Source organism: Alicyclobacillus fructus, from assembly GCF_017329605.1.
GTDB lineage: Bacteria > Bacillota > Bacilli > Alicyclobacillales > Alicyclobacillaceae > Alicyclobacillus > Alicyclobacillus fructus.
Genome location: NZ_JAFMTY010000011.1, coordinates 1 through 22,823 on the forward strand (window position 1 = coordinate 1; position 22,823 = coordinate 22,823).

At 62.5% G+C, this 22,823-nt stretch carries 16 protein-coding genes and 1 CRISPR repeat array; of the genes, 5 read left to right on the forward strand and 11 right to left on the reverse strand.

Features of this window, described 5'->3' with window-relative positions:
* Positions 1-277: 277 nt before the first annotated feature.
* Positions 278-830: direct repeats of the CRISPR family, unit length 37 nt; unit sequence GTTGATCCGCCGAGATCGTCGGCGGCCCCATTGAAGC.
* Between the two features lie 471 nt (positions 831-1,301).
* The 8 genes from J3481_RS07165 to J3481_RS07200 form a co-directional block, all read right to left on the reverse strand.
* Positions 1,302-2,300 carry a type I-G CRISPR-associated protein, Cas3-extension family gene (locus tag J3481_RS07165; protein ID WP_206831269.1) on the reverse strand — a complete coding sequence of 333 codons (999 nt, stop codon included), beginning with the start codon at positions 2,298-2,300 and terminating at the stop codon, positions 1,302-1,304.
* Positions 2,275-5,259, reverse strand: coding sequence for a type I-G CRISPR-associated helicase/endonuclease Cas3g (gene cas3g, locus J3481_RS07170; protein WP_206831270.1), 2,985 nt, complete (start codon positions 5,257-5,259; stop codon positions 2,275-2,277). The genes J3481_RS07165 and cas3g overlap by 26 nt, the downstream gene beginning before the upstream one ends.
* Before the next feature lie 26 nt (positions 5,260-5,285).
* Positions 5,286-6,782, reverse strand: a complete 1,497-nt coding sequence (gene csb2, locus J3481_RS07175) for a type I-G CRISPR-associated protein Csb2 (RefSeq protein WP_206831271.1) — start codon at positions 6,780-6,782, stop codon at positions 5,286-5,288.
* Positions 6,779-8,008 carry a type I-G CRISPR-associated RAMP protein Csb1/Cas7g gene (cas7g, locus tag J3481_RS07180; protein WP_206831272.1) on the reverse strand — a complete coding sequence of 410 codons (1,230 nt, stop codon included), beginning with the start codon at positions 8,006-8,008 and terminating at the stop codon, positions 6,779-6,781. Before cas7g ends, csb2 begins: the two co-directional genes overlap by 4 nt.
* Positions 8,009-8,211: 203 nt before the next feature.
* A complete protein-coding gene (locus J3481_RS07185) occupies positions 8,212-8,364 on the reverse strand; it encodes a hypothetical protein (RefSeq protein WP_206831273.1) in 153 nt (50 codons plus the stop codon).
* A 144-nt stretch (positions 8,365-8,508) separates the two neighbouring features.
* Complete coding sequence (locus tag J3481_RS07190) at positions 8,509-9,795, reverse strand: glutamate-5-semialdehyde dehydrogenase (RefSeq protein WP_206831274.1); 1,287 nt, start codon at positions 9,793-9,795, stop codon at positions 8,509-8,511.
* Positions 9,792-10,919, reverse strand: coding sequence for a glutamate 5-kinase (gene proB / locus J3481_RS07195; RefSeq protein WP_206831275.1), 1,128 nt, complete (start codon positions 10,917-10,919; stop codon positions 9,792-9,794). The genes J3481_RS07190 and proB overlap by 4 nt, the downstream gene beginning before the upstream one ends.
* 31 nt (positions 10,920-10,950) lie before the next feature.
* Positions 10,951-11,817 carry a fumarylacetoacetate hydrolase family protein gene (locus J3481_RS07200; RefSeq protein ID WP_206831276.1) on the reverse strand — a complete coding sequence of 289 codons (867 nt, stop codon included), beginning with the start codon at positions 11,815-11,817 and terminating at the stop codon, positions 10,951-10,953.
* Positions 11,818-12,068: 251 nt separating this feature from the next.
* Between J3481_RS07200 and yicI the strand changes: the two genes are divergently transcribed.
* Positions 12,069-14,399 (forward strand): alpha-xylosidase, encoded by a 2,331-nt coding sequence (yicI, locus tag J3481_RS07205; protein ID WP_206831277.1) that lies wholly within the window; start codon positions 12,069-12,071, stop codon positions 14,397-14,399.
* Positions 14,400-14,468: 69 nt separating this feature from the next.
* Here the strand turns inward: yicI and J3481_RS07210 are convergent, their stop codons facing one another.
* Positions 14,469-14,729 carry a universal stress protein gene (locus tag J3481_RS07210; RefSeq protein ID WP_206831278.1) on the reverse strand — a complete coding sequence of 87 codons (261 nt, stop codon included), beginning with the start codon at positions 14,727-14,729 and terminating at the stop codon, positions 14,469-14,471.
* A 329-nt stretch (positions 14,730-15,058) separates the two neighbouring features.
* Between J3481_RS07210 and J3481_RS07215 the strand changes: the two genes are divergently transcribed.
* Positions 15,059-15,970 (forward strand): AraC family transcriptional regulator, encoded by a 912-nt coding sequence (locus J3481_RS07215; RefSeq protein ID WP_206831279.1) that lies wholly within the window; start codon positions 15,059-15,061, stop codon positions 15,968-15,970.
* A gap of 86 nt (positions 15,971-16,056) precedes the next feature.
* Entirely contained in the window at positions 16,057-18,123 is a 2,067-nt protein-coding gene (locus J3481_RS07220) for a beta-galactosidase (RefSeq protein ID WP_206831280.1), read from the forward strand.
* 87 nt (positions 18,124-18,210) lie between these two features.
* Here J3481_RS07220 and J3481_RS07225 read toward each other — a convergent pair whose 3' ends face one another.
* Together J3481_RS07225 and J3481_RS07230 are read right to left on the reverse strand one after the other, a co-directional pair.
* Positions 18,211-19,425, reverse strand: a complete 1,215-nt coding sequence (locus tag J3481_RS07225; RefSeq protein WP_206831281.1) for an ammonium transporter — start codon at positions 19,423-19,425, stop codon at positions 18,211-18,213.
* Between the two features lie 3 nt (positions 19,426-19,428).
* Complete coding sequence (locus J3481_RS07230) at positions 19,429-19,794, reverse strand: P-II family nitrogen regulator (RefSeq protein ID WP_206831282.1); 366 nt, start codon at positions 19,792-19,794, stop codon at positions 19,429-19,431.
* A gap of 346 nt (positions 19,795-20,140) precedes the next feature.
* Between J3481_RS07230 and J3481_RS15060 the strand changes: the two genes are divergently transcribed.
* On the forward strand, positions 20,141-20,476 hold the full coding sequence (locus J3481_RS15060; protein ID WP_407929324.1) for a winged helix-turn-helix domain-containing protein: 336 nt from the start codon (positions 20,141-20,143) through the stop codon (positions 20,474-20,476).
* A 603-nt stretch (positions 20,477-21,079) separates the two neighbouring features.
* On the forward strand, positions 21,080-21,928 hold the full coding sequence (locus J3481_RS07240; RefSeq protein WP_206831284.1) for an ATP-binding cassette domain-containing protein: 849 nt from the start codon (positions 21,080-21,082) through the stop codon (positions 21,926-21,928).
* The last annotated feature ends 895 nt before the right edge of the window (positions 21,929-22,823 follow it).

The window sequence follows — 22,823 nt, forward strand, 5'->3', positions numbered from 1 at the left end:
GTACCGCGAAGCGACGACGCACCACCACAAACGTGGATTAGTTCTTACGGCCCGGAAATTCGTGCGACTGGTCTATGCGCTGCTGAGCAAAGGCCAAATCTACGACGAAAGGCGGGCGACAGGCTAAGCGCTGACTCCTTAACCGACATCCTGGAACATTCGCTACCAAGAGGATGAAAATTCCAATCATCCTCCGTAGGGGGGCTTGCTTTGTCTCAAGTTGAACTTACACGAATTTCATTCGTCACCCCCTTGACATTTCACCGCAGGTCTTATCGTTGATCCGCCGAGATCGTCGGCGGCCCCATTGAAGCATATCCTGGGTCTTGGCGAACCCAGGCAAGGAAGGTTGATCCGCCGAGATCGTCGGCGGCCCCATTGAAGCGCTACTGTCATGGAGTCATCTACTGTCCATATCCCACATCGTTGATCCGCCGAGATCGTCGGCGGCCCCATTGAAGCTTGCTCCTCCGATTCTCCTCCGCGCTCCTTGACAGCAGTGTTGATCCGCCGAGATCGTCGGCGGCCTTATTGAAGCAGGCTCCGCGGTGTCCGCCCATCAGGTGGAATGGGGCGGTTGTTCCGCCGAGATCATCGGCGGCCCCATTGAAGCAAGTCGTGATTGAACCTGTCGTCACGCAATATCCCGGTTGTTCCGCCGAGATCGTCGGCGGCCCCATTGAAGCAAGTCGTGATTGAACCTGTCGTCACGCAATATCCCGGTTGTTCCGCCGGGATCGTCGGCGGCCCCATTGAAGCGCGTTCATTGGCCGCTCCCATCCGGTAGTATTCCGTTGTTCCGCCGAGAGCGTCGGCGGCCCCATTTACGCTTATTTCTTGGGAATGTGGGCGTCCACACGATGCTTGGGAGGCAGAGTGATGGAAACGTCGAAGGGTTTTCAGAGTTCACGAAGCCAAATCCACCAGAGCCCGTGAAATATTTGGATTTCATTGACAAGTGTCGGTGGGCTCCCGCTCTGTCGGTTTTCGCGTACGTCGGGGCGCAGTCTGTCCCATGAGTGCGTCAGCACAAGACTCTGAATGGGGTTCTGTTCTGGATCATGGCATCTGTCCTCGCCATTCTGATAATCGGTGTTCTGTATGCGTTTGTCCGCTATCTCATTGCATATTTCAGATGCACACGGTGAGTGCCACACACGCCGTGTTGAAGTGAGAACGGGACACGAAGTCCTGATCGAGCCACCGTGCATACGACGGCCACCTTCAGGCTGCGCCATGAAGCGCACCTTCGGGTGGCCGTTTGACTAGTTCCTAACTGAACCCAAATTCATTGGACCCGTTCAAGAGCCCCCGTCGCCTACCGGCTGGGCCCGCGTGAAGCTAAAGTATTTATCCAACTGAATGCGCCGCGACACCATCACCTGTTTCACGCCCAGCTGGCGCAGACCGCCGGTGCGTAAGCCGGGATGCGCGAGCATCCATCGAATGGAAGGCAGTGTCGCTGGTTCTGTCCAGATGGGCCATGCAAAGGAGAAGCCTTGGGCGTCATAATGCCCGCCGACAATTGCGAGCCGGTTTCCGCCATCTGTCGGCGCCGCGCTGAGCACGGAGATGCCGATGGCAGCAAGCCGATTGGCCCCAAGCTGCGTGCCCAGCTTGTACCTGGCGTCAGTTGGATTGCCTGCCATGAGCGCGTATCGGGCGATCTCGTCTGGGTCCCATCGAAACGAGAAGAGCATCGCGTCTTCACGTGTCCACGGATGGAACAGCGTGGCCACGAGGTGCTTGATGGAAGCCTCCCCCTGCTGACCTGGTTCTTCTTGCCTCCCCGGCTGCCACCGAGGGACGTCTCGCAGTCGGGCCAAAAAGTGTTGATGCCCCTGACCAAACAAAAGACAGACCGGTGTTGGCTGGATACGAGGATCACCCGATTTTTTCCTGTTTTTGGACTCCACCGCGCCATCGCTCATGAGTGCGGCGAAGAGATCCGCTCGGTACCGACCGGCGGGCACCGCGGCTCGGGCCACTTCTTGGAGCACCTCACGCGCTTCCGACTGCTCGTAGTCGAGATCAGCATGGTCGCCGAATTCATGGTACTCTGCGAGCCGCCGAATCCCTGCGTCCGCACGCCGCGCGATGTCTTCCGGGGACAGGGACAAGCGTGTCACCAGCACCGGCCGAGTCGGCGCCTCCGTCCAATACACGCGAGGATGGATGCACGAAGCGGGCTCCAGCTCTTCATCAGTCGCGGTCAGGGCGCGAAGGAGGCCAAGCAGTGCGAAGAACGCAAGAGGATTGTCGGGCTCTAGGCCGTCAAGTCGGCATTCGCTCAAGGGCATGCTCGGTTCCTCCCACTCTGCGCTCGTCTTCCGACACGCGGTGATCGGCGAGTCTCAACACGCTTTCGAGGTACGCCAGCGTCCACACGCCGTACCGCGCCTTCAACCGCTCGTACAACCCGGCCCAGTCGTCACCTTCCCAGTCGAACGAAAGCTCCTGCGGTCCCGTGGCTGGCGAGATGGTGACAGATGAGCCGAGTAAGAGCCGAATCGCTGTCCTCGCCGAGCGGAGTTCGGGATCCGCGTGCGGGAAAAACGGGCGGCCGTACCCGTGATGCGTCCCGACGAGCCACAGCACCAAGGCTGGATCGTTCGCCTCCCGAAAGCGCGGGTGGCGAAGTGCTATGGCCACGGACAAGGCTTCGTGACGCCACCTGTGCGGCAGTCCCGCCTGCGATCTCGCCTGTTGCGGAAGCCGCCTTCCCGACTTGGCGAGCAAGGGGCCCTCGAGATCGGGCCCGAGAGGGTCTCCGTAGGCCAGAAACGCCTGAAACCGAGGGTCTGCCTTGCCGAGGTCGTGCAACAGACCTGCGAGGGCAACGTCCTGCGTGACCTCCGCTGGCAATCCGGCGAGTCGGCCGAACCGAGCGGCCGCCTCCGAGACGCGCAGACAGTGCTCGTCCAGAGGCACGGGCAGGCTGGCAAGCGATCCGAACGCGTCGTCCTCCGTGGAGGGCGCCGCAACACCGCTCCGCCCGAGTGCGGACAGCCCGCGAGGAGCTTGAAACACGACACCCTTTGGTCGGCCAAGCGCGTCGCGACCATAGACTTCGTAGAGCGCCTCGACCTCGCCGTGAGCCTCATCCAACCTTAACAGCGCAGCACGCAGGGTTTCGTCGAGCTTGAGTTCGAGCAACGCGTCACGGGCGTTTCGCCACGGCAACACCTCGTACTCGGCGAGGAGGGCGGCGAGTTTGCCGTCTTCTTCCGCCGGGATAAGTCCCGGCGCAACGCGCACCGCGAAGTACGCGGTTTGGAAGGGCAAATTGGCTTCTAGGCCGAGATCGCGCACGGGCTCATTCCACTTGGGGTTCCAGCCGTACATGTCGAGCCCTCCGTAGGTCGCTGGGACAATCACGGTGTCGCCGGGACGAATGTGGCGGGCATCCACCCAATGAGACGTGTCGGGATCGCCGGTCCATCGGAAGGCACGGCGTTCCCTCCGGCGGGTGTCCGTCTCTTCGCTCGGAGCCTGCGAGGCGACATCCGCCAGCTCGGTCTCCTCCGCCGTGTCTCGCGTGAGCCAGCGCCGAACGGCCCAGGCGGGAAGTTCCACAGCCTCGCTCGATCTCGGCAGCACGAGTTGCAACAGAGTGTACGTCGCGTCGTCGCCGAAAGCGGGATCGACGTCGGCGCGCCAAACGACGCTAACCGCGTCAGGCTGACGCCGCGAGCCATGGAGGTACAGCGAGACATCCGGGTCCGCGGCCGGCACGGGACTCGTAGCCGCCAGCATGTCCACGTGCGCAGGCATGAGGACAGGCGCGTCCTCGGTCTGCGACATGGCCTGCGCGGGCACGGGCTCCTCCTGGCCAAGGCGGTGGAACGCGGCGAGGCCAAAGTCGATCACGGGCGGCTCCTTTCGGCTCCCCGGCCGCGCGTGCCGCTTCAGGTAAGCCCACGCCTCCGCGAGAGCACGGCCGTACACCGGATCGTCCGTTCGGGCGGACAAATCCGCTGGCGCAGCCACCACAGCCCCGCAGCACGGTGTGGGGCGCCCGGCTCGGTTGAGGCGCCCGAAACGCTGCCGGAGAGCGTCGATGGGCGCGAGATCGCTCACCACAGCGTCGAGATCGATGTCGATCCCGACCTCCACGCACTGCGTGGCGACGAGAGCCATGGGCTTATCCAGCTGCCGCACCTCGGGCCATGGCCGCGTGCGCACGGGCTCAAGAAGGTGCGTCAACCATGCGTCTCGATCCAAGGGACGAGCCGGACCGATGACGAGCAACGTCTGCCATTCACGTGAGTCAAGCACCGCACCAAGCGCTTCGAACACCGCGCGGGCGCGTCCCACTCGGTTCACCACGACGGCGATGGCAGGGTTCGTCACACCTTGGGTCCGGAGCGTCTGCGCGGCCTGCAAGAATTCCTCTACAAGCACCTGCACGCGGCGCTCTTCGTCCGCGGCCTCCGACACGCCGCCAGCGGCGTCATTCGAGGCGGCTGCATCCCGCGCCTTTTTGTATTCCACCAGGCGAACGGGCTTCTCGGCAGACCAGCGCGCGCCAAGGATAGGATGATGTAGATCTTCTTCCGCGAGCTCGAACGAGCCTCCATCCTCCGCCTGCGGGGTTGCGGTCATGACCGTGCAGCCCCACGGCATGTGGACATCAACTTTCTTCCATGCCGTCCCGTTATACGCCTCTATCCAGGACAGCGTCTGGCGGAGCGGCTCCGCCAAATGCGCTTCATCAAGAAACAGTTGGCAGTCCACGCCCAACAGTCCTGCGTGTACCGGCTTCATGGCGTCTGACACGCCGTATCCACGAAACAAAAGCCGCGATCCAATCTGGTCCACGGTGGAGCACACGACGGTGGGTTGCACAGGCGTTCGAGCCCAATCGTCCTCGCGGGGCACGCCACCTCTGAGCCGTCGGACCACAAGCGGCTCCGCACCGCCGCTCATCTCACGAAGCCGCGCCGCCACGCGCGCCGTCACGGTCCCCTCCGGCGCTTGCGCGAGTTTTTCGGCCAAGTGCTTCGCGTGTTCGTACGCGTCGTCGACGACTAGCCTGCGGTCCACGATGAACCCCATGCGCACGGGCGCGCGCCGCTTCAGTCCAGCGCCCGCCTCCAAGGCGAGGAAAAAGACCGCAATGTCGATCACACTCGTCTTTCCCGACGCCGTAGGCAACTTGAGCAACCTCGGCCACGAGCCGGTGTCCGCGAGGTGATTCAATAGGCGAACCTGCCATGGAAACGGTTCATAGCCGTGGACTTCGCGCAGAAACTGCACAAAATCTCCTCGAGAAAGGGATGCGTTCAATCCGCCTCACCTCCGTCGGGCAAGGGACGGCACAGGCCGAGCCCCAGATATCGCCCGGCACCGAGCATCACCGGCCCACACACGGGCTCTGAAAACCAAATCACCGCGTGCGTCAGCATCCGCCCCTTGAGGTAATCAGGTACCTGCCATCGGACCCACGCCGGATTCCGGCGAGAAGAAATCACGGAAGGCACACCTTCCCAAGCCGAATGGCGCGAGACCTGAACCGCCGGCAGCGGGCCGTCCACCCCCGGCAGCATGACCTGCTGCGGCCGAGGGAGGCCGATGTGTTCGCACGCGCTTGCCACGTCCTCCATGATCTCGGTCACGGCTTCGCTCGCACGCCCTTTGATCCGGCGATTGAGCACCAAAGGCGTCACGGTCGCGTACGAGTGGCTCGGTTTTGCGGTGTAAAGCGCCGGATCGAGCGAGCGCTTCGCGGGCTGGAGCGTCGGAGAAAGCTCCAAGTTCCCCGTGGGCAGCGCGATGCGCAGGACCCGCCTTCCGCGCCGCACATCCATCGGGCAGACGGCGCGGAGTGCCCGGAGCCAGCCCTCGTCTCGAAAGAGATCGACGCCGCTCGGCGGCACACACGCGAATCCCAGAATTCTCCCATCTGCGTACGGAAAGCCCGCAAAAGGTAGCGGAACGATGGCCAGGTGCGGATGTCTCTCGGGTACACCGTCTTCGGAGCGCCCCGTGACAACCGGCGGTGGTGATGTCCCCGCGGCCAGATATCCCTCGATGATGCGAGTCCGGATGGCCTGCGCGACCAACGCACAGGCGCGGACATCAGGCATCACGCCACCCACATGCTCGAACACAAGCCAAACGGGGGAAAAGACCGTGTGCAGGCCGTCTGGCGCCACGGACAGCGGCTCAGGCACCACCCACTCGCCCACGCTCGGTCGCCGGCCGGACGCAAACGCGCGAACCAGCTCGTCCAGTCGGCCTCGATACACCCTGCGAAGTGGCGGGACGGCGTCTGGCGGTGCCGGTTCATCCGTCACGTACGCCCTGCATCGCGTCAGGCTGGACGAGTGCCCCACGTACGCCGTGTCTCGGGCGATGGCATCGAGCAGCTTCACCCGCTCTGCGACATCCGCGCCGTCAAGGACGTCCGCCCACAGGAGTCGCACCGTCGGCGAAGCGGGCCTAACCGTGATGAACCGACGCGGCTGCCGGCTGCGATAATCCGCGAGATTGTCCGACGCGCGCCGGACCTTGAGCGCGGCGCGATCGTTGGGCGGCACATACGCCAAGTAAGACGTGCGGAGCCATGCGGTAGGTGCCTCAATCCGCGGCGGATCGAGCGATTCCAGCCACTCCAAGGCAGCCCGCTCCTCCGGACGTTCCCCGCGGTACGCCCACGTGGCCACGAGCGCGGAAAACACGCGATCCGGCTGTGGCGGCCAGTCCGGCGCCTCGCTGTCCGGCTGGAGCGCTGCCACCGAGTTGCCCGTGAGGAATTCGATCTCGATGACGAGCGTCACTTCTCTTCCTCCGCCTCTCCGCCTTGCCCGGACAGCGCCAGCTGCTGACTCTCTTTGACGATGGCAACCAGCTTGTCCTGCGGCACGAGGCGAATGGGCTCCCGACGCAGCCGGAATCCTACGGCCTCGGCGTTGGCAAGCGCCTCTTCATACAGTGCGCGCGCCGAATCAAGGTCAAGCTTCACGGCGTCCGTCGAGCCATCTGGATGGACCACCTCAAACGGCGCCGGCCTCTCGGGGACGAGATCACACCGGGAGCGGAGCGCATACCCATTGCGGTCCTGCTCAAGCGCGGCGAGAAGGCCAAGAGCGGCGAGCAGCGTCCGAGCCGCGACATCTCGCTCGTCTCCGCCGAAGCGAAGGCGGCGCAGACCGGCAAATGTCAGCACGAACGTCTGCTCCAGATAGTCGCACGTAATGCCAAGCGGGTCCACGGTCGGCACGATGTTCCCGTGATTGATCTCCGACGGGCGGACCTGCTTCGCGTCCTTGCCCACTAGCTCAGGCCGAACATCCCACACGTCTTTCCGATCGTTGTGCTTGTACACTTGGACTTTCCTCAGGATCCCGAGAGGATCGATGCGGCTGCCCGTGCGGCGGCCGGCCGTGCGCACCACGACGGTGCCGTCCCGCCGCGGGATCTCTTCCACTGGCACGCCGATGGCGACAATCTCGGAGGTCAGGCAGCGCGCGAACTTGGCGCCGAGACCGCCGCCGCTTCCAGTAGAGTGCCACGCCCCGAAGACGAGCGCGGTTGGCGAGGTCTCAAGCAGCGCCGTAGCATCGGAGGGGCTGGCCTGGGCGAGCCGCAGGCCCACCTCGCTCTCCATGAACGGTTTGCCGTCGATCATGCTGTCGCGCAGGATGGCGTCGTAGATGCGGTGCGGCGCCTCAAGGGATGTGATCTCCGACAGGCCCAGCAGACCGCGGTCTCGGAAATCCACGACGACGTGCGGAATGGGTAAGCCGTTATGGCGCACGGCATCGACCAGGGCCTGCTCCATGCGATTGGCCTGAGACTGCACACTGTCGACCAACGCGCACCACACCTCCTCTCCGTCCAGCATGCGGCGCTCGAACACATGCCGAGGCGGATCGTTCTGGAACTCACCCGGATACGTGGGCGGGAAGATTTTGTCTCCTTTGCCGCCGGCCGGCTGCAGGCGCTGCCGGCGCCGAATCGCAGCGTCTCCCATCACCATTTGCGCAAGGGTTTTGACGTTCATTGAATGATTCTCCTCTCCTTCCTGCCGGGATCTTAGCCTGGCCGGAATTCAATTCCTGATCGGACGCTCCGCTTGCCTTCATTCGACGTCCGACACAGAATTCCTCCTCGTTCCGCTGGCGGAAATATTCGAACCATTGTCACGACAAAAGAACAGCCTTGGGCATCGGATCGCCCAAGGCTCATCTCTCACTTTTCAGCCGTTCAATACGCCCCGTACATGCCAGCGCCTGCGCCCGAAGAACAGCCGCAGCTCGGCGCGGGTGCCACGCTGACCGCGGGGACCAACAGGAAGAACAGCACGAAGATGATCAGAAACACAACCGCCCATCGCGTATAGCCGCCAAACGTACCCATGAACCCTACCCCTTTCAAGCAAGATGGTCCATCGTACGCTGGCGGCCCGCGCGTCACAGCCGACAGGAGCCCGTGGCCTCCTCCGCACCTGCCGTGCCGCGTTGGCCCTCCCCGCCATCCCCGCCTGCCCGGCGGGCCTCTGTTCTACTCCCGGGTCTGCCCGTGACCGTGGATAACGTACTTATAACTCGTCAGCTCGCGCAGTCCCATCGGCCCGCGGGCGTGCACCTTCTGCGTGGAGATGCCGATCTCCGCCCCAAAGCCGAACTCAAACCCGTCCGTGAAGCGGCTCGACGCGTTGTGATACACGGCAGCCGCGTCGATGGCCGAGAGAAAGAGGCGCGCCGCCTCCTCATCCTCCGTCACAATGACCTCCGAGTGCTGCGTGCCATAGCGTTCGATGTGCGCGATCGCGTCCTCCAGCGTATCCACCACGCGCACGGCCAGAATGAGATCCAAGTATTCCGTCTCCCAATCCGATTCCTCCGCCGCCACCGCGGGGATCCCGGCACCGCGCAGGATGTTGAGCGAGCGCGGGCACGCGCGCAGCTCCACGCCGCGCTCGACGAGCGCGCGCCCCGCCTCCGGCAGCCACGCGTCCGCAATTTCCGCGTGCACCAGGAGCGTCTCCGCTGCGTTGCAGACGGATGGACGCTGCGTCTTGGCGTTCACGGCGATGCGCGTCGCCATCTCGAAGTTCGCCGCTCGGTCTACGTACACATGGCAGTTGCCCACGCCCGTCTCGATCACCGGCACCGACGCGTTCTCCACCACGCGCCGAATGAGCCCCGCGCCGCCCCGAGGAATGGCGAGATCGACCAGCCCCCGCGCGCGGATGAGCACGTCCACGGCGTCCCGGTCGGCGTGCGCCACGAGCGACACCGCCTCTTCCGGCAGACCGGCCTGCCGCAGGCCATCGTGAATCGCCGCCACGAGCGCCTGGTTCGACCGAAGCGCCTCGCTGCCCCCGCGCAGCACCGCCACGTTTCCCGTCTTCACCGCGAGGGCCGCCGCGTCCACCGTCACGTTCGGCCGCGCTTCGTAGATCATTGCGATCACGCCTATCGGCACGCGCACCTTCCGAATGTCGAGCCCGTTTGGCCGAAGGATGCGCTCCACCTCTTCCCCGACAGGATCCGGCAGCGCCTCGACCGCGCGCACGCCCTCGATGATCTGCTGAAGCCGCGCCTCGTCGAGCATCAGCCGATCGACGCGGGCCGCCGGCTGGCCTTCCCGCCGCGCCGCGTCCACATCCGCCGCGTTGGCGGCCAAAATTTCGTGCCGTCGCGCCCAGATGGCGTCCGCCATGTGCAGGAGCGCATCATTTTTCACGCGCGTGGGCGCCGTGGCCATGCGCCTTTTGGCCGCCTGTGCCGCCAACAGCGCGGCGCGCACCGACGCCGCCATCTCCGCCTTCGAATCGACACTCATCCCGCCGTCGCCTCCGTCCAAATCACCATGTCGTTCCGATGCACCACTTCGTGCAGCGCGTGCACGTCCTCGCCTGCGCGCTTTTTCTCCAGCCACTCGGCGAGATCGCGCGATGAAAAGTTGGAGATGCCCTTGCCGAAGGCCGCGCCCGTGGGCCCCACGAGTTCCACCACCGCGCCTTCCTGAAACTCGCCGTGCACCTGCACAAGCCCCGGCAGAAGCAGGCTCTTTCCGCCGGCGATGAGCGCGCGCATGGCGCCGTGATCGACCTGAAGCGCGCCCTCCGGCTTGGGCGCGTGCAACAGCCACGACTTGCGCAGGCTGACCGGCTCCGGCGAGGGCAAGAAGCGCGTGCCCACCGATTCGCCGCCAAGCACCCGCTCGAGCAGGCGCGGCTCGTCGCGGTGAGCGATGACGACCTCCACGCCCGACTGCGTGGCGATCTTCGCCGCCTGGATCTTGGTCCGCATGCCGCCGGTGCCTGCGCTCGATCCCGCCCCTCCCGCGATGCGCTCGATCTCGTCCGTGATGACCTCGACCTCGGCAATCCGCGTGGCCCCGGGATCCACGCGCGGATTGGCCGTGTACAGGCCGTCGATGTCCGTGATGAGCACCAGTTTGTCCGCCTCGGCCACCAGCGCGACGAGCGCGGCCAAGGTGTCATTGTCGCCGAAGCGGATCTCGTCGACCGCCACGGTATCATTCTCGTTGATGATGGGCATGACGCCGCGCTGAAGCAGCGCCATCACAGTGTTGCGGATGTTCACGAATCGCTTGCGATCCTCGACGTCCGCGCGCGTCAGAAGCAATTGCCCCACGGCGATGCCGTACTCCGCGAACAGACGCTCATAGTGCTCCATTAAAAGCACCTGGCCGACCGCGGCAGCCGCCTGCTTCTCCGGCATTGAAATGTGCGCCCGCTGCCAGCCCAGCCTGCCGAGCCCCGCCGCGATGGCGCCTGACGAGACGAGCGCAAACTGACACCCCGTCTCGCGCTCGAGCCGCGCCATTTCCGCCACCAACTGGCGCATCCGCGGCAGCGCGAGCGATCCGTCCGCTTCCGTCAGCGAACTCGAGCCAACCTTGACCACCACGCGCCGGCGCCCTCGTCCGTCCCTCGACATGTCGTCCTCCTCCAAGCGTTTTTCCGCCGCTTCAATCTTTTACGAGCCGATTGACAAGGCGCCCAAGCCCTTCAATTTCGCAGGCCAACTCGTCTCCCGGCTTGAGCCACACCTTCTCCTCCCGGCCCAGGATGACGCCTTCCGGCGTCCCCGTGTAGACGAGATCGCCCGGCTCGAGCGTCATGATCCGGGACAAATCGCTGACGATCTGCGCCACCGAGAAGATCATATCCGCCGTGGAGGAGTTCTGCCGCAATTCGCCGTTCAGGTACAGGCGCAGGCCCAGGCGCTGCGGATCCCCCACTTCGTCCGCCGTCACAATGTACGGGCCGAGCGGCGCGAAGCCGTCGATGGCCTTGCCGTACAGCCACTGGGAGGCGCGCATCTGCAGGTCCCTCGCGCTGAGGTCGTTTCCCACGGCGTAGCCAAACACCGCGCCGAGCGCCTCCTCCAGAGGCACGTTCCGGCACCGGCGCCCGATGATCGCCACGAGCTCCACCTCGTAGTCCACCTCGCGCGCCACCTCAGGGATGGCGATCTCGTCCCCATGACCGGCCAGACTGTTCGCAAATTTGGCGAAATAGACCGGCGAAGACGGGATGGGCATCTTCGACTCCTCGGCGTGCTTGCGGTAGTTGAGCCCCACGCAGAGGATCTTCTGCGGATTCGGAACGGGAGGTGCGAGGCGCAGGTTCGACAACGTGCCCGCCACGGCCCCCTTCTCCTCGATCTCGACCAGCGCGCGCCGGCACGCCGGGTAGTCGGCGATCACGTCCTTCATCTCGCCAGGCACCGACAGCCCGAGCTGCGCCGCGCTCGTTGAGACGTCCACGACCTCGTCGCCGCGCACAAGCCCGAGGCGAAAGCCGCTCCCTTCCCGATAGGTGCAGAGCTTCATGGCGATCCTCTCCCTCGTCCTCAGTCGCTTTTCACTGCCGCCATTGTAACAAATTCGAGCCCGCGGCGGCGAAGCTCGCAGCCTCCGGGCGGATCTCGAGCGCGCGAGAAGCGTGTATCCGCGGGACGAGCTCAAAATCCTACCATTCAGGCAGCAAGGAAAAGCAAGATATTGCCGTAATGGCACAAAATCATCTGATACAATGCTTCCACGAAACGTGACGGTCGGCATCCTGCGGGGAGTGAACATCCATGAAATTCACGGACGGCAACTGGCTCGTGCGCGAAGGCGTATCGATTTACCCCGGCCTCTCGGTTCAGGACTGGCGGCGAGACGGCGACGGCGTCCTCTTTTTTGTCGCCTGCCGCCCAGTGGCGAACCGCGGTCACATGCTCGATGGCCCGATGCTCACCTGCCGCATCTCCTTTCCGCGCCCTGGAATGGTCCGGATAGAGCAAAACCACTTCCTCGGCCGCGTCCATCGCGGGCCCCATTTTCCGCTCGAAATGGAACCCCAGGCGTTTGACGTGATCGAGAACGAAGACGACGTCGTCCTTTGCTGCGGCGAGCTCGAGGTGCGCGTGCGCCGCGCTCCTTGGTCCGTCGCCATTTACGAGGACGGCCGGTTCCTCACGGAGAGCGGTCCGCGCTCCGCGGCGTATGTGCTCGATCACGGCCGCCCCTACATGCGCGGCCAACTCCATTTGTCCGTCGGCGAATGGGTGTACGGCCTGGGTGAGCGGTTCACGGCATTTGTCAAGAATGGACAGTCCATCGATATCTGGAATCGAGACGGCGGTACTGGGTCGGATCAGGCGTACAAAAGCGTACCTTTCTACCTCACCAACCGCGGTTACGGCGTCTTTGTCAACCATCCGGAGTGCGTCTCGTTCGAGGTTGGAACAGAGTTCGTCTCCAAGGTCCAGTTCAGCGTCGAGGGCGAGCGGCTCGATTATTTCGTGATCGGCGGCGGTCATCCGAAGGCCGTGATCGAGCGATACACCGCGCTCACGGGGAGGCCCGCGCTCCCGCCCCAGTGGTCGTTCGGCTTGTGGCTATCCACGTCATTCACCACCGACTACGACGAAACGACGGTCAGCCAGTTCGTCGACGGGATGGCGGCCCGCGGCATTCCGCTCAGCGTCTTTCATTTTGACTGCTTCTGGATGAAGCCGTTCGAGTGGTGCAACTTTGCGTGGGACACCGCGTGCTTCCCGGATCCAGAGGGCATGCTCGCGCGACTCAAATCGCGCGGCCTGAAGATCTGCGTGTGGATCAACCCCTACATCGCACAGAAATCGCCGCTCTTCCAAGAAGCCATGGAGCGAGGATATCTGCTCCGCCGCCCGAACGGCGACGTGTGGCAGTGGGATCTTTGGCAGCCTGGGATGGGCATCGTCGATTTTACGAACCCCGACGCCCGCAGATGGTACCAGTCCCATCTGCGGCGGCTGCTCGACATGGGCGTCGATGCCTTCAAGACGGACTTCGGGGAACGGATCCCCACCGACGTCGTGTATCACGACGGATCCGACCCGGCCAAGATGCACAACTTCTACAGCTACCTGTACAACGAAGCCGTGTGGCAGGTTCTCTGCGAACGCGGGAGAAGCGACGCCGTCGTGTTTGCGCGATCCGCCACCGCCGGCGGCCAGCGCTTCCCCGTTCACTGGGGCGGGGACTGCCGCGCGACCTACGAATCGATGGCGGAGACGCTACGCGGGGGCCTGAGTCTCGCGCTGTGCGGGTTCGGGTTTTGGAGCCACGATATCGGTGGCTTCGAGGACACCGCCCCCGCAGATCTGTACAAGCGCTGGATTGCGTTTGGGCTGTTTTCGAGTCACAGCCGCCTGCACGGAAGCGGTTCGTACCGGGTTCCGTGGCTGTTCGACGAGGAATCGGTCGAGGTTCTGCGGCATTTTGTGCGCTGGAAACTGAGGCTCATGCCATACCTGTGGTCCGCTGCCGTCGAGGCTCATCGCTCGGGCGTGCCGATGCTTCGCCCGATGATGCTCGAATTCCCGGACGATCCGACCTGCGATACCCTGGACCGCCAATACATGCTCGGTTCGTCGCTTCTGATCGCGCCGGTGTTTTCATCCTCCGGCGAAGTCACCTACTATCTGCCGGCAGGCGTATGGACCCACCTGTTCACCGGAGAGGTGAGGCACGGCGGCAGATGGTACCGGGAACAATACGACTTCATGAGCTTGCCCGTCTTTGTTCGCGAAGGCAGCGTCCTGGCGCTCAGCGCGGAGGCGGATCATCCGGAGTGCCCTTACGCTCGCGGCCTCATGTTTCACGTCTATCGGATTCCGGCTGGCCAGAGCGCGTCATGCGACTTGTTTGACGAACGCGGTCAAGAGGTAGGCACATTCCGCGCATCGTGGGATGAGGGCCACTTGGTTCTGCAGCCGCAGGGCGGACTCGAGCGGTGGCGCGCGGTATTGCACGGCCTGGAAGTCTCCGAGGCGGCGATCGAAGGCGCGGAATGCCGCCTCTCACCCGAGGGCGTGGAGATCATCCCTCAGGACTCGCGCCAAGAGGTTCGAATCGCGTGCCGTAGAAGCCACGGGGCATGACGGATCTGCCGGATCGACACACGCGGTCCGCAAACGGATGCGGCGCGAGGTCGGCTCGCGCCGCTCCATCTAGCGCACGACCAACACGGCCTGCTTTGCCCGATGCAACACGGCTGTGCTCACGCTGCCTAAAAGAAGCCTGTCTACGGCATTTTTCCCGTGGCTGCCCAAAACGACGAGATCGGCCCCCGCCTCGTCCGCCGCGTGGACAATCCGCTCGGCGGGCGATCCGTGCTCCACGCGGAACTCCACGCGCGGCCCAAATGAAGCGAATCGACGCTCTACTTCGCCTCTCAGCTCGCCCGCGAGCTTCTGCGCCTCCCGTTCCATTCCCGTCTCGCACAGGCCAACCACTTGATTCGACTGCGCACAGCGACCTCCCTTTGTCGATACCGAAACTCCGCGGCAGCGCTTTCAAGCCTACACCGAGATGGCGATGGGACGTCCAGCCGCTGCCTGTGCACCGTATTGTAGTCGCGGACAGTGGCCTGGAATGAGAAGATTGTGACTGAAAATCGGACAATTTTGACCTTCGCATTTCTTTTTAAGCTCTCCGCCGTCTTGACAGAGTTCGTTTTCAGGCGCATGCTGGTGCAGGGAACGCGAGATTCGGATGCCCGCGAGCTCCGCTGAAATCGCTTGCAGACGAGGGACCTTCGGTGGAAGCCGTACATCTCCTGGAACACCGGCAACACGGCGACCGGACGTTTCACATCCAGGCCTACCACGTGGTTCTGACCCCAGGACCGTATCAACAGACCGTCAACCTGCACTGGCACAGCGAGACGGAGTTCATCCTCGTGACGCGGGGCAGCGTGTGCCTTCAGGTGGGGAGTCACCGCCATCTGCTCTCCGAGGGCGGCGTGGCCTTTCTGAGCGGCGGCGAACTCCACAGCATGGCCGCAGCTGGCACAGGCCCGTCAGAATGCAAGGCCGTTGTGTTTGGCCTCGACCTTCTGGAAAGCCCAGCAAATGACCGCGTCCAGCAGGCGTACCTGTCGCCGCTTGTGGCCGGAAAACTTCGCCTCCCAGGCGCCATGCAGCACGCTCACCCGGTTCGGGAGTATCTTGCGATGCGCGTGGGTGAGATCGCCGAAGCCCTGGAGCAGCAGCCTTTGGGTTACGAACTCGCGGTGAAAGCCGGCCTGTACGATGTTTTCGCGCAGCTGTTCCGCGCACACCTCCTTGTGGAAGCGAGCTCCGGGCGGGAGATAGACCATCGCCGTGCGGATACCCTGAAATCGGTCCTCACGTACATCGACAGCCATCTCAGTGACAAGCTGCGGCTCGCGGATCTGGCGCGCGTGGCGAACATGAGCGAAGGTCACTTCTGCCGGTTCTTCAAAGAGATGACCCACCGGAAGCCCATGCAGTACGTGAACGAGCGGCGCGTGGCTCGCGCAGCGGACCTGCTAAAGGATCCGAATCGCAGCATCACGGCCATCGGCATGGAACTTGGGTTTCACGACGTGAGTTATTTCATCAAGGTGTTTCGCAGTTACAAACACTGCACGCCCCTCGCCTATCGCAAGGCGTTGCTTACAAGGTCGCCGCGAAGCGAGGCCAGGTGACAGCCGCGCGTGCGGCGACGCCTGATGCGCGATGTGAACTCGAGACCATGGCCGAAGCGTCGAGCGAAGGAAGGGAAGGATGACCTGTGGCGAAGCACGCACCCATTTTCCCGAACGTTCAAGGTTTTTTACACGGAGGAGATTACAATCCGGATCAGTGGCTGACGTATCCCGAGGTGCTGGAACAGGACGTCGAACTGATGCGCGAAGCCAAGTGGAACGTGGTGTCCCTGGGCATTTTCTCGTGGGTGAGCTTGGAGCCGGAGGAGGGCGTGTTCACGTTTGAATGGCTCGACGAGACCATCGAGCGGCTGACGAAAGCGGGCGTGCGCATCTTGCTCGCCACGCCGAGCGGCGCGCGCCCGGCGTGGTTGTCGGCCAAATATCCGGAAGTCCTGCGCGTCGGGCCGGACGGAAAGCGGAATCGGCACGGCGGCCGTCACAACCACTGTTACACGTCGCCCGTCTACCGCGAAAAAGTGCGGATCATCAACCGCAAGCTGGCCGAGAGGTACGCGCACCATCCGGGCGTGATCGGCTGGCATGTGTCGAACGAGTACGGTGGCGAATGCCACTGCCCGCTCTGCCAGGAGGCGTTTCGCGAGTGGCTGAAGCGCAAGTACAAGACGCTCGATGCGCTCAACCACGCCTGGTGGACGCCGTTTTGGAGCCACACGTATACGGACTGGTCGCAGATCGAGTCGCCCATGCCGCACGGCGAGATGTCGGTTCACGGGCTGAACCTGGACTGGAAGCGGTTTGTGACGGATCAGACGGTGGATTTCTGCCGCCACGAGATCGAGCCGCTCAAGGAGGTGAACCCGGAGCTTCCGGCCACCACCAACTTCATGGGCACGTATCCCGGCCTCAACTACTGGCGCTTCCGCGACGTGCTCGACGTCATCTCCTGGGACAGCTATCCGCGCTGGCACGCGCATGAGACGCTCGTCCCGGAGGCCGTCCACACCGCCATGGTGCACGATCTCAACCGCTCCATCTTGAAGAAGCCGTTTCTCCTCATGGAGTCGACGCCGAGCGTCACGAATTGGCAAGCGGTGAGCAAGCAGAAACGGCCCGGCGTCCACGTGCTCGTCTCGCTCCAGGCCGTCGCGCACGGCGCCGATTCGGTGCAGTACTTCCAGTGGCGCAAGAGCCGCGGATCCTTCGAAAAGTTCCACGGCGCCGTGGTCGATCACGTCGGCCACAGCAATACCCGCGTCTTCCGCGACGTCAAAGCCGTGGGCGAGATGCTGAAGCGGCTTGCACCGATGGCCGGCGCGGAGGTGAAGGCGGACGCGGCCGTCATCTTCGACTGGGAGAACCGCTGGGCGCTGGAGGACGCCAAGGGCCCGCGGAACATCGGTCTGCATTACGAGGAAACGGTGCTCGGCCACTATGCGGCGCTTTGGCGCATGGGCGTGCCGATGGACGTGATCGACGAAGAACAGCCGCTTGACGGGTACAAACTCGTCGTGGCCCCGATGTTGTACATGGTGCGCCCGGGAGTGGCCGAGCGGATGAAGGCGTTTGTCGAGCAGGGCGGCACGCTCGTCCTCACGTATTGGTCCGGCATCGTGGATGAAAACGATCTCGTCTTTCTGGGCGGCTTCCCGGGCCCGCTGCGCGAACTTGCCGGCGTGTGGGCCGAGGAGATCGATGCCCTGTACGACGGCGAGCGGGTGCCCGTCCTGGCCGCGGAAAACAATCCGCTTGGCCTGGCGGGCCGCTACGAAGCGCGCGAATTGTGCGAGGTGGTTCACCTGGAGGGCGCGGAAGCCATTGCGGTGTACGGCGCGGACTATTACGCCGGCCTGCCCGCGGCGACGGTCCACCGCGTGGGAGCCGGAAAGGTCTACTACGTGGCCGCACGGCTCGACGACGCGTTTTTGCGCGAATTCTTCGCGCGCGTGGCGGCGGATGCCGGCGTGACGCGCGCCCTCGAGCAGGATCTGCCGGACGGCGTGAGCGCCATGGTTCGCACGGGCGACGGCGTGGAGTACGTCATGCTGATGAACTTCACGCCCGAGGCGCGCGAGGTTGCGCTCGATGGATCGGACTACAAGCCCCTCTACGGCGAAGCTCCGGCGAATGGCGCCGTCCACCTTCCCGCCTACGGCGTGAGCGTTTTGGAGCGGCCGGCGCGAGCGCGTTGAACTCCGACCGCCCGATGGCCATGGCCCGAACGACAAGGAGGGCGATCCGGCTTGAACGGCCGGATCGCCCCCGCCTTTGGGTTACGTTCAGAGGTCCGTGAACCGCTCCAACTCGTTGTAGGCCGGAATGCCGTGCGCGACGACGTCGATCCCTTCCTCTTCTGTCTCCGGCGAAACGCGCATGCCGATGGTGCGATGCAACACCCAGCCAATTCCAAGCGACGTGAGAAATCCCCACAGCGGATACACGACGCAGGCCAGGAGCTGCACGAGCAGAAGATGCACGTGGCCCGTGGTGAGCAGGCCGCGCGAGGTGTCGAACAGGCCCACCGCCAAGGTCCCCCATACGCCGCCTGCGCCGTGGACGGCGAAGGCGCCGACGGGATCGTCCACCTTCCACGCGTCCAGCCAGCCTGTGGCGAACACCACCAGCACGCCAGCGGCCGCACCGATGACCACGGCCGCCCAGTGCGAGACGAACGCGCACCCAGCCGTGACGGCCACGAGACCGGACAGGACGCCGTTCATCATCATGCTGGGATCCGCCACCCTGAAGCGGACGATGTTCACCATGACCGCCGCGGCGCCGCCCGACGCCGCCGCGACGACCGTGTTGAGCGCGATGCTCGACAGGCGCGGGTCATAGGCGTTCAACGTGCTGCCGGCGTTGAAGCCGATCCAGCCGAACGCGAGGATAAAGGCCCCGGCCGACGCGAGCGGAATGTTGCTCGGCGCAAATACGTTGACGCTGCCGTCCGCATTGAACCGCTGCGCGCGCGGGCCGACGCTCTTGGCGAAGCCGAGCGCCATAAATCCGCCCATCGCGTGGATGACGGCCGATCCGGCGAAGTCCTCCATCCCCATGTTCGCAAGCCACCCATTCGCGCCCCACGCCCAGTGCGCGCCGAGAGGATACACGAGGGCGCAGACCAAAATCACGATGATGACATACGCGGAGAACTTCATCCGCTCCGCCACCGCGCCCGAAATAATGGAGGCCGCCGCGATGGCAAAGCCGATTTGGAACAGGATGAAGGCGACCTGCGGCACATTCGCCGGAGCGATGGCTGGGCCAAAGCCCCACAGATGACCCACGTCCGATCCGAACGCCAGGTGCACGCCGACGAGGTAGAACGCCAGCACTCCGAAGGTGAGATCGACAAACACCTTCATGGTGACGTTCACCGCGTTTTTCGTGCGCACGAGTCCTGCTTCCAACAGGCTGAACCCGCCCTCCATGAACAGGACCAGGGCGGCCGCGAGGACCACCCAGACGGCGTTCAGCGCGGTCTCTGAAGACATGAACTAGGTGTCCTCCCTCTTTTGATTCAACTCGTCGATGGTCTCGTCGATCTCGCCTGTGCGAATGTTGTACGCCTCGAGGATGTCGTACACGAAGATCTTCCCGTCGCCCATCTTGCCCGTCTGCGCCGCGCCGATGATGGCCTGCACCGTCGCGGGGACGTACTTGTCCGAGACCACAATCTCGAGCTTGATCTTCGGGTGCAGATTGATGTCGTAGGCGTGACCTCGATACACACCGACGGCATCCTTCTGCTGACCGCGGCCCTGCACCGGGATGACCGTGAATCCCGTCACGCCGACCTGCCGCAGCGCCTTGATGGTGGTCTGGAGTTTCTCTGGACGAATGATGGCATCGATGCGCTTCACAAAACGTCCTCCCCGGGGCCTCGGCCCTTCGGCCGAGGACTAGATTCAGTGTAAATCTTGCACATGGCGCTTGTCTACGCAATATGTAAGTTAAGTTTACGCAAGCGCATCCAAAGCTGACATGAAAATTTGGGTTCCCCGCACCGACACCCTCAGGATTGGATGTTGAAAACGACGCCCTCTGACAGAACACACCTCCCTCGCGCGCTTTCAATTCCATGGGACCTATTGACCTGGAAGATGCAGACGGATATGATGAACCAAAAATGCTATGTTATGGTTGCGTTTCGCTCAGACGTAGCGTATCCCGCTGTGTTCGTCACGGTTCACATGTGTGCTGGTCGAGGTGAGACTCGATTTGTCGAATACGGTAAGACTCTCTGCCCGTTGCTTGTGGGATCGAGAAAGGCAATCCATTTTGCGCTCGGAAAAAGAAATTCTCTTGTCGGATATGGAGTTTCGATTGTTACAGGAATTATTCAGAAAACGCAATCAGATCGTCCCAACATCCGATCTCATTTACGCTTTATGGAATACTGCTCCTACAGCATGTAGAGCCAATCTGGCCAACCTTATCTATCGTCTTCGAAATCATCTGGGGGACCGCAGCCTCATCGTCAGCGTGCACGGAGTGGGCTACATGCTGCGAGTATCTCAAGATCATCTTGAAAAGAACTGTTAATAAGATGGTAACCATGGTTGTCGCTTAAGATGAGAGACACCGGCAGATCACGATCGTGAGCTGCAGACCCTACAAGGAGGGCGAAATGCATGCGCACACGGAGTTTGCTTTGGACAGGCGTTAGCGTCGTCTTTGGTGTATTCGCAGGAGGTGCAGTTGCGCTGGCAGCTGCAGTTCCACAAACGACCGTCTCGGGCAATGCGGGATATTCGTATTGTAACCTCGGCTGGGACTATGGAACAGTTGGAACAGCTGAGGTTGGTGCTCATTCGACCCAGGGTAAAATCGTGGGAGGTGCTTTCACAATCACATACAGTGATGGAGGTTCCCATTCGGGTCCCGTCAACTTTTGGCCTTGGCAAAAGAACTCTCCGGATTGGTCGACAAGCAACACGCACACGTTCCCTCGTGCCGGTGTGTACACTGCGACGTTGACTGGATACGCCATCGTTCAGTTACAGAACGGCCAGCAAACTCAGGCAACCTTCCTCGCGCCCACAAGCGCCGCATACATCAGAGGCTGACGCTCTGGATCATTTGCTGTGCGGATGCGCCGCTTCATCGCAGGCGGCGCTTCGCGAGCGTTTGGGGGGACCGTACGAGTTGATCGAAATTGCGGACATGGACAAACGTATTGGGCGGTCGTGGATTCTCCGAGACGTCAACACGGTCCTTCAACCCGGGCTGACGGTGATCGTTGGCACGAACGGATCTGGTAAATCAACCCTAATACGTTGCATGGCAGGGCTGTGGCGACCTACGCGCGGAGAAATACGGCTGAACGATAAACCCGTCGGGCGGTTCGGCCCGGAAATGGGCGTGCTTCTCGATCCACCGTCTTTCTACGAGCATCTGACGGCGCGTGAAATGCTTGCATACTACGTTCATTTGGCTGGAAGGAAATGGAAAAATGAATACGAGGAGCTTCTTCTCCGCTTTGGTGTGCCCGAAGGCCGTATACGCGGCTTTTCACGGGGGCAGAAGCAAAGGCTAGGTATTGTCTGTAGCGTATGGAACCAACCCAAAATTTGGATACTCGACGAGCCCTTCACGGGATTGGACGCCCGGGGAGTCGACGCGCTCTGGAAGGAGGTCGACAGAGCTCTCCGAACGCATGCAGAGCACGTCGTGATGGTGCTCCACGCGGCATACGGCTTTCCCCAAACAATCCGTCAAGTGGTTCGAATCGCCAACCATACTGTGGATTTTTCCGGTTCTCGACTCGAGTTTGCAGAGCGAGTGCTTGTAGAGAGAAACGGTAAAATAGACGCTAAATGGGTAGATGTACTTACCCGGAACCATGTTCCCTTTCAAGAAGGGGAAAATCCGACAGAAATCATTCTATCCCCCGAATCTGAAATGTTCAGTTACGCAGTGGAATGTCTCCTGAACGCAGGTTTTCAACCACTCGCTGACGAAACCGGGCACTACGCAAGGAGTGACACATTTTGATTCAAGCTCTTCGCGCCGAATGGATTCGCGTTCGGCGTCACTGGGTGGCATGGCTTTCCCTCGCAACCGATGTCGGATACCTCATTTGGCAGTTGCATTCGGACATGGCCGCACGTGGACCGGTGAGTGTCACTTCGAGGGGCTGGACTGGCTTCTACAGTCCGGAGTATGTCATTCCTTACGTTCTAACATGGTTATCAACTCCTTATTTATTTCGTATTGGTATTTGGGCTGCGACAGGCGCTTTGTGGTCGTGGAATGACTGGCGGCCTTCTATGCCCTCGGAGCATGTGGTTCGATTCCGGCACGCGACGCGCACATGGATTTTCACAAGACTCATTTCCCTCCTAACACTTTCATGTCTTACGCAGGTCGCTGGCATCATTGTCGCGGTCTGCATTGGTTTGCTCCATGGGTTTTGGCCTTCTGGGTCACACTTCTTCTTGAGCATTCACGTCGCCGTTTCAGGCATCCTATTCGCGTGGACCATGGGTGTCATAGGTCTCGCTTTCATGGCACTATGGTCCAACTTCGCACTTGGTGCGCTGAGTGCCTGGATTGCATGGTGGCTACACTTCACGACGGAACCCCGAGTCTTGTACACGATTACCCTATTCATATCTCCGAGATTATCGTGGATTCTTGCGGCTACAAGTCCATTTGACAACCTGAGCGTTTTGACACAAACCACCTTTACATGGGGTACGAGCCTCACTGCTCGCGGATCGCCAACCACTTATCCGTTTACAGATGCAAGTCATATTGGCGTCTATCTTGGAAGCAGTGCGAACACTGATTGGCTTCTCATGCGCTATCTTCCAACACCGTTCGCTGCTTGCGCCCTGCTCGGCGCCGAACTTACTCTTTGCACCGCGTTTGCTGCTTGGTCTTTTGG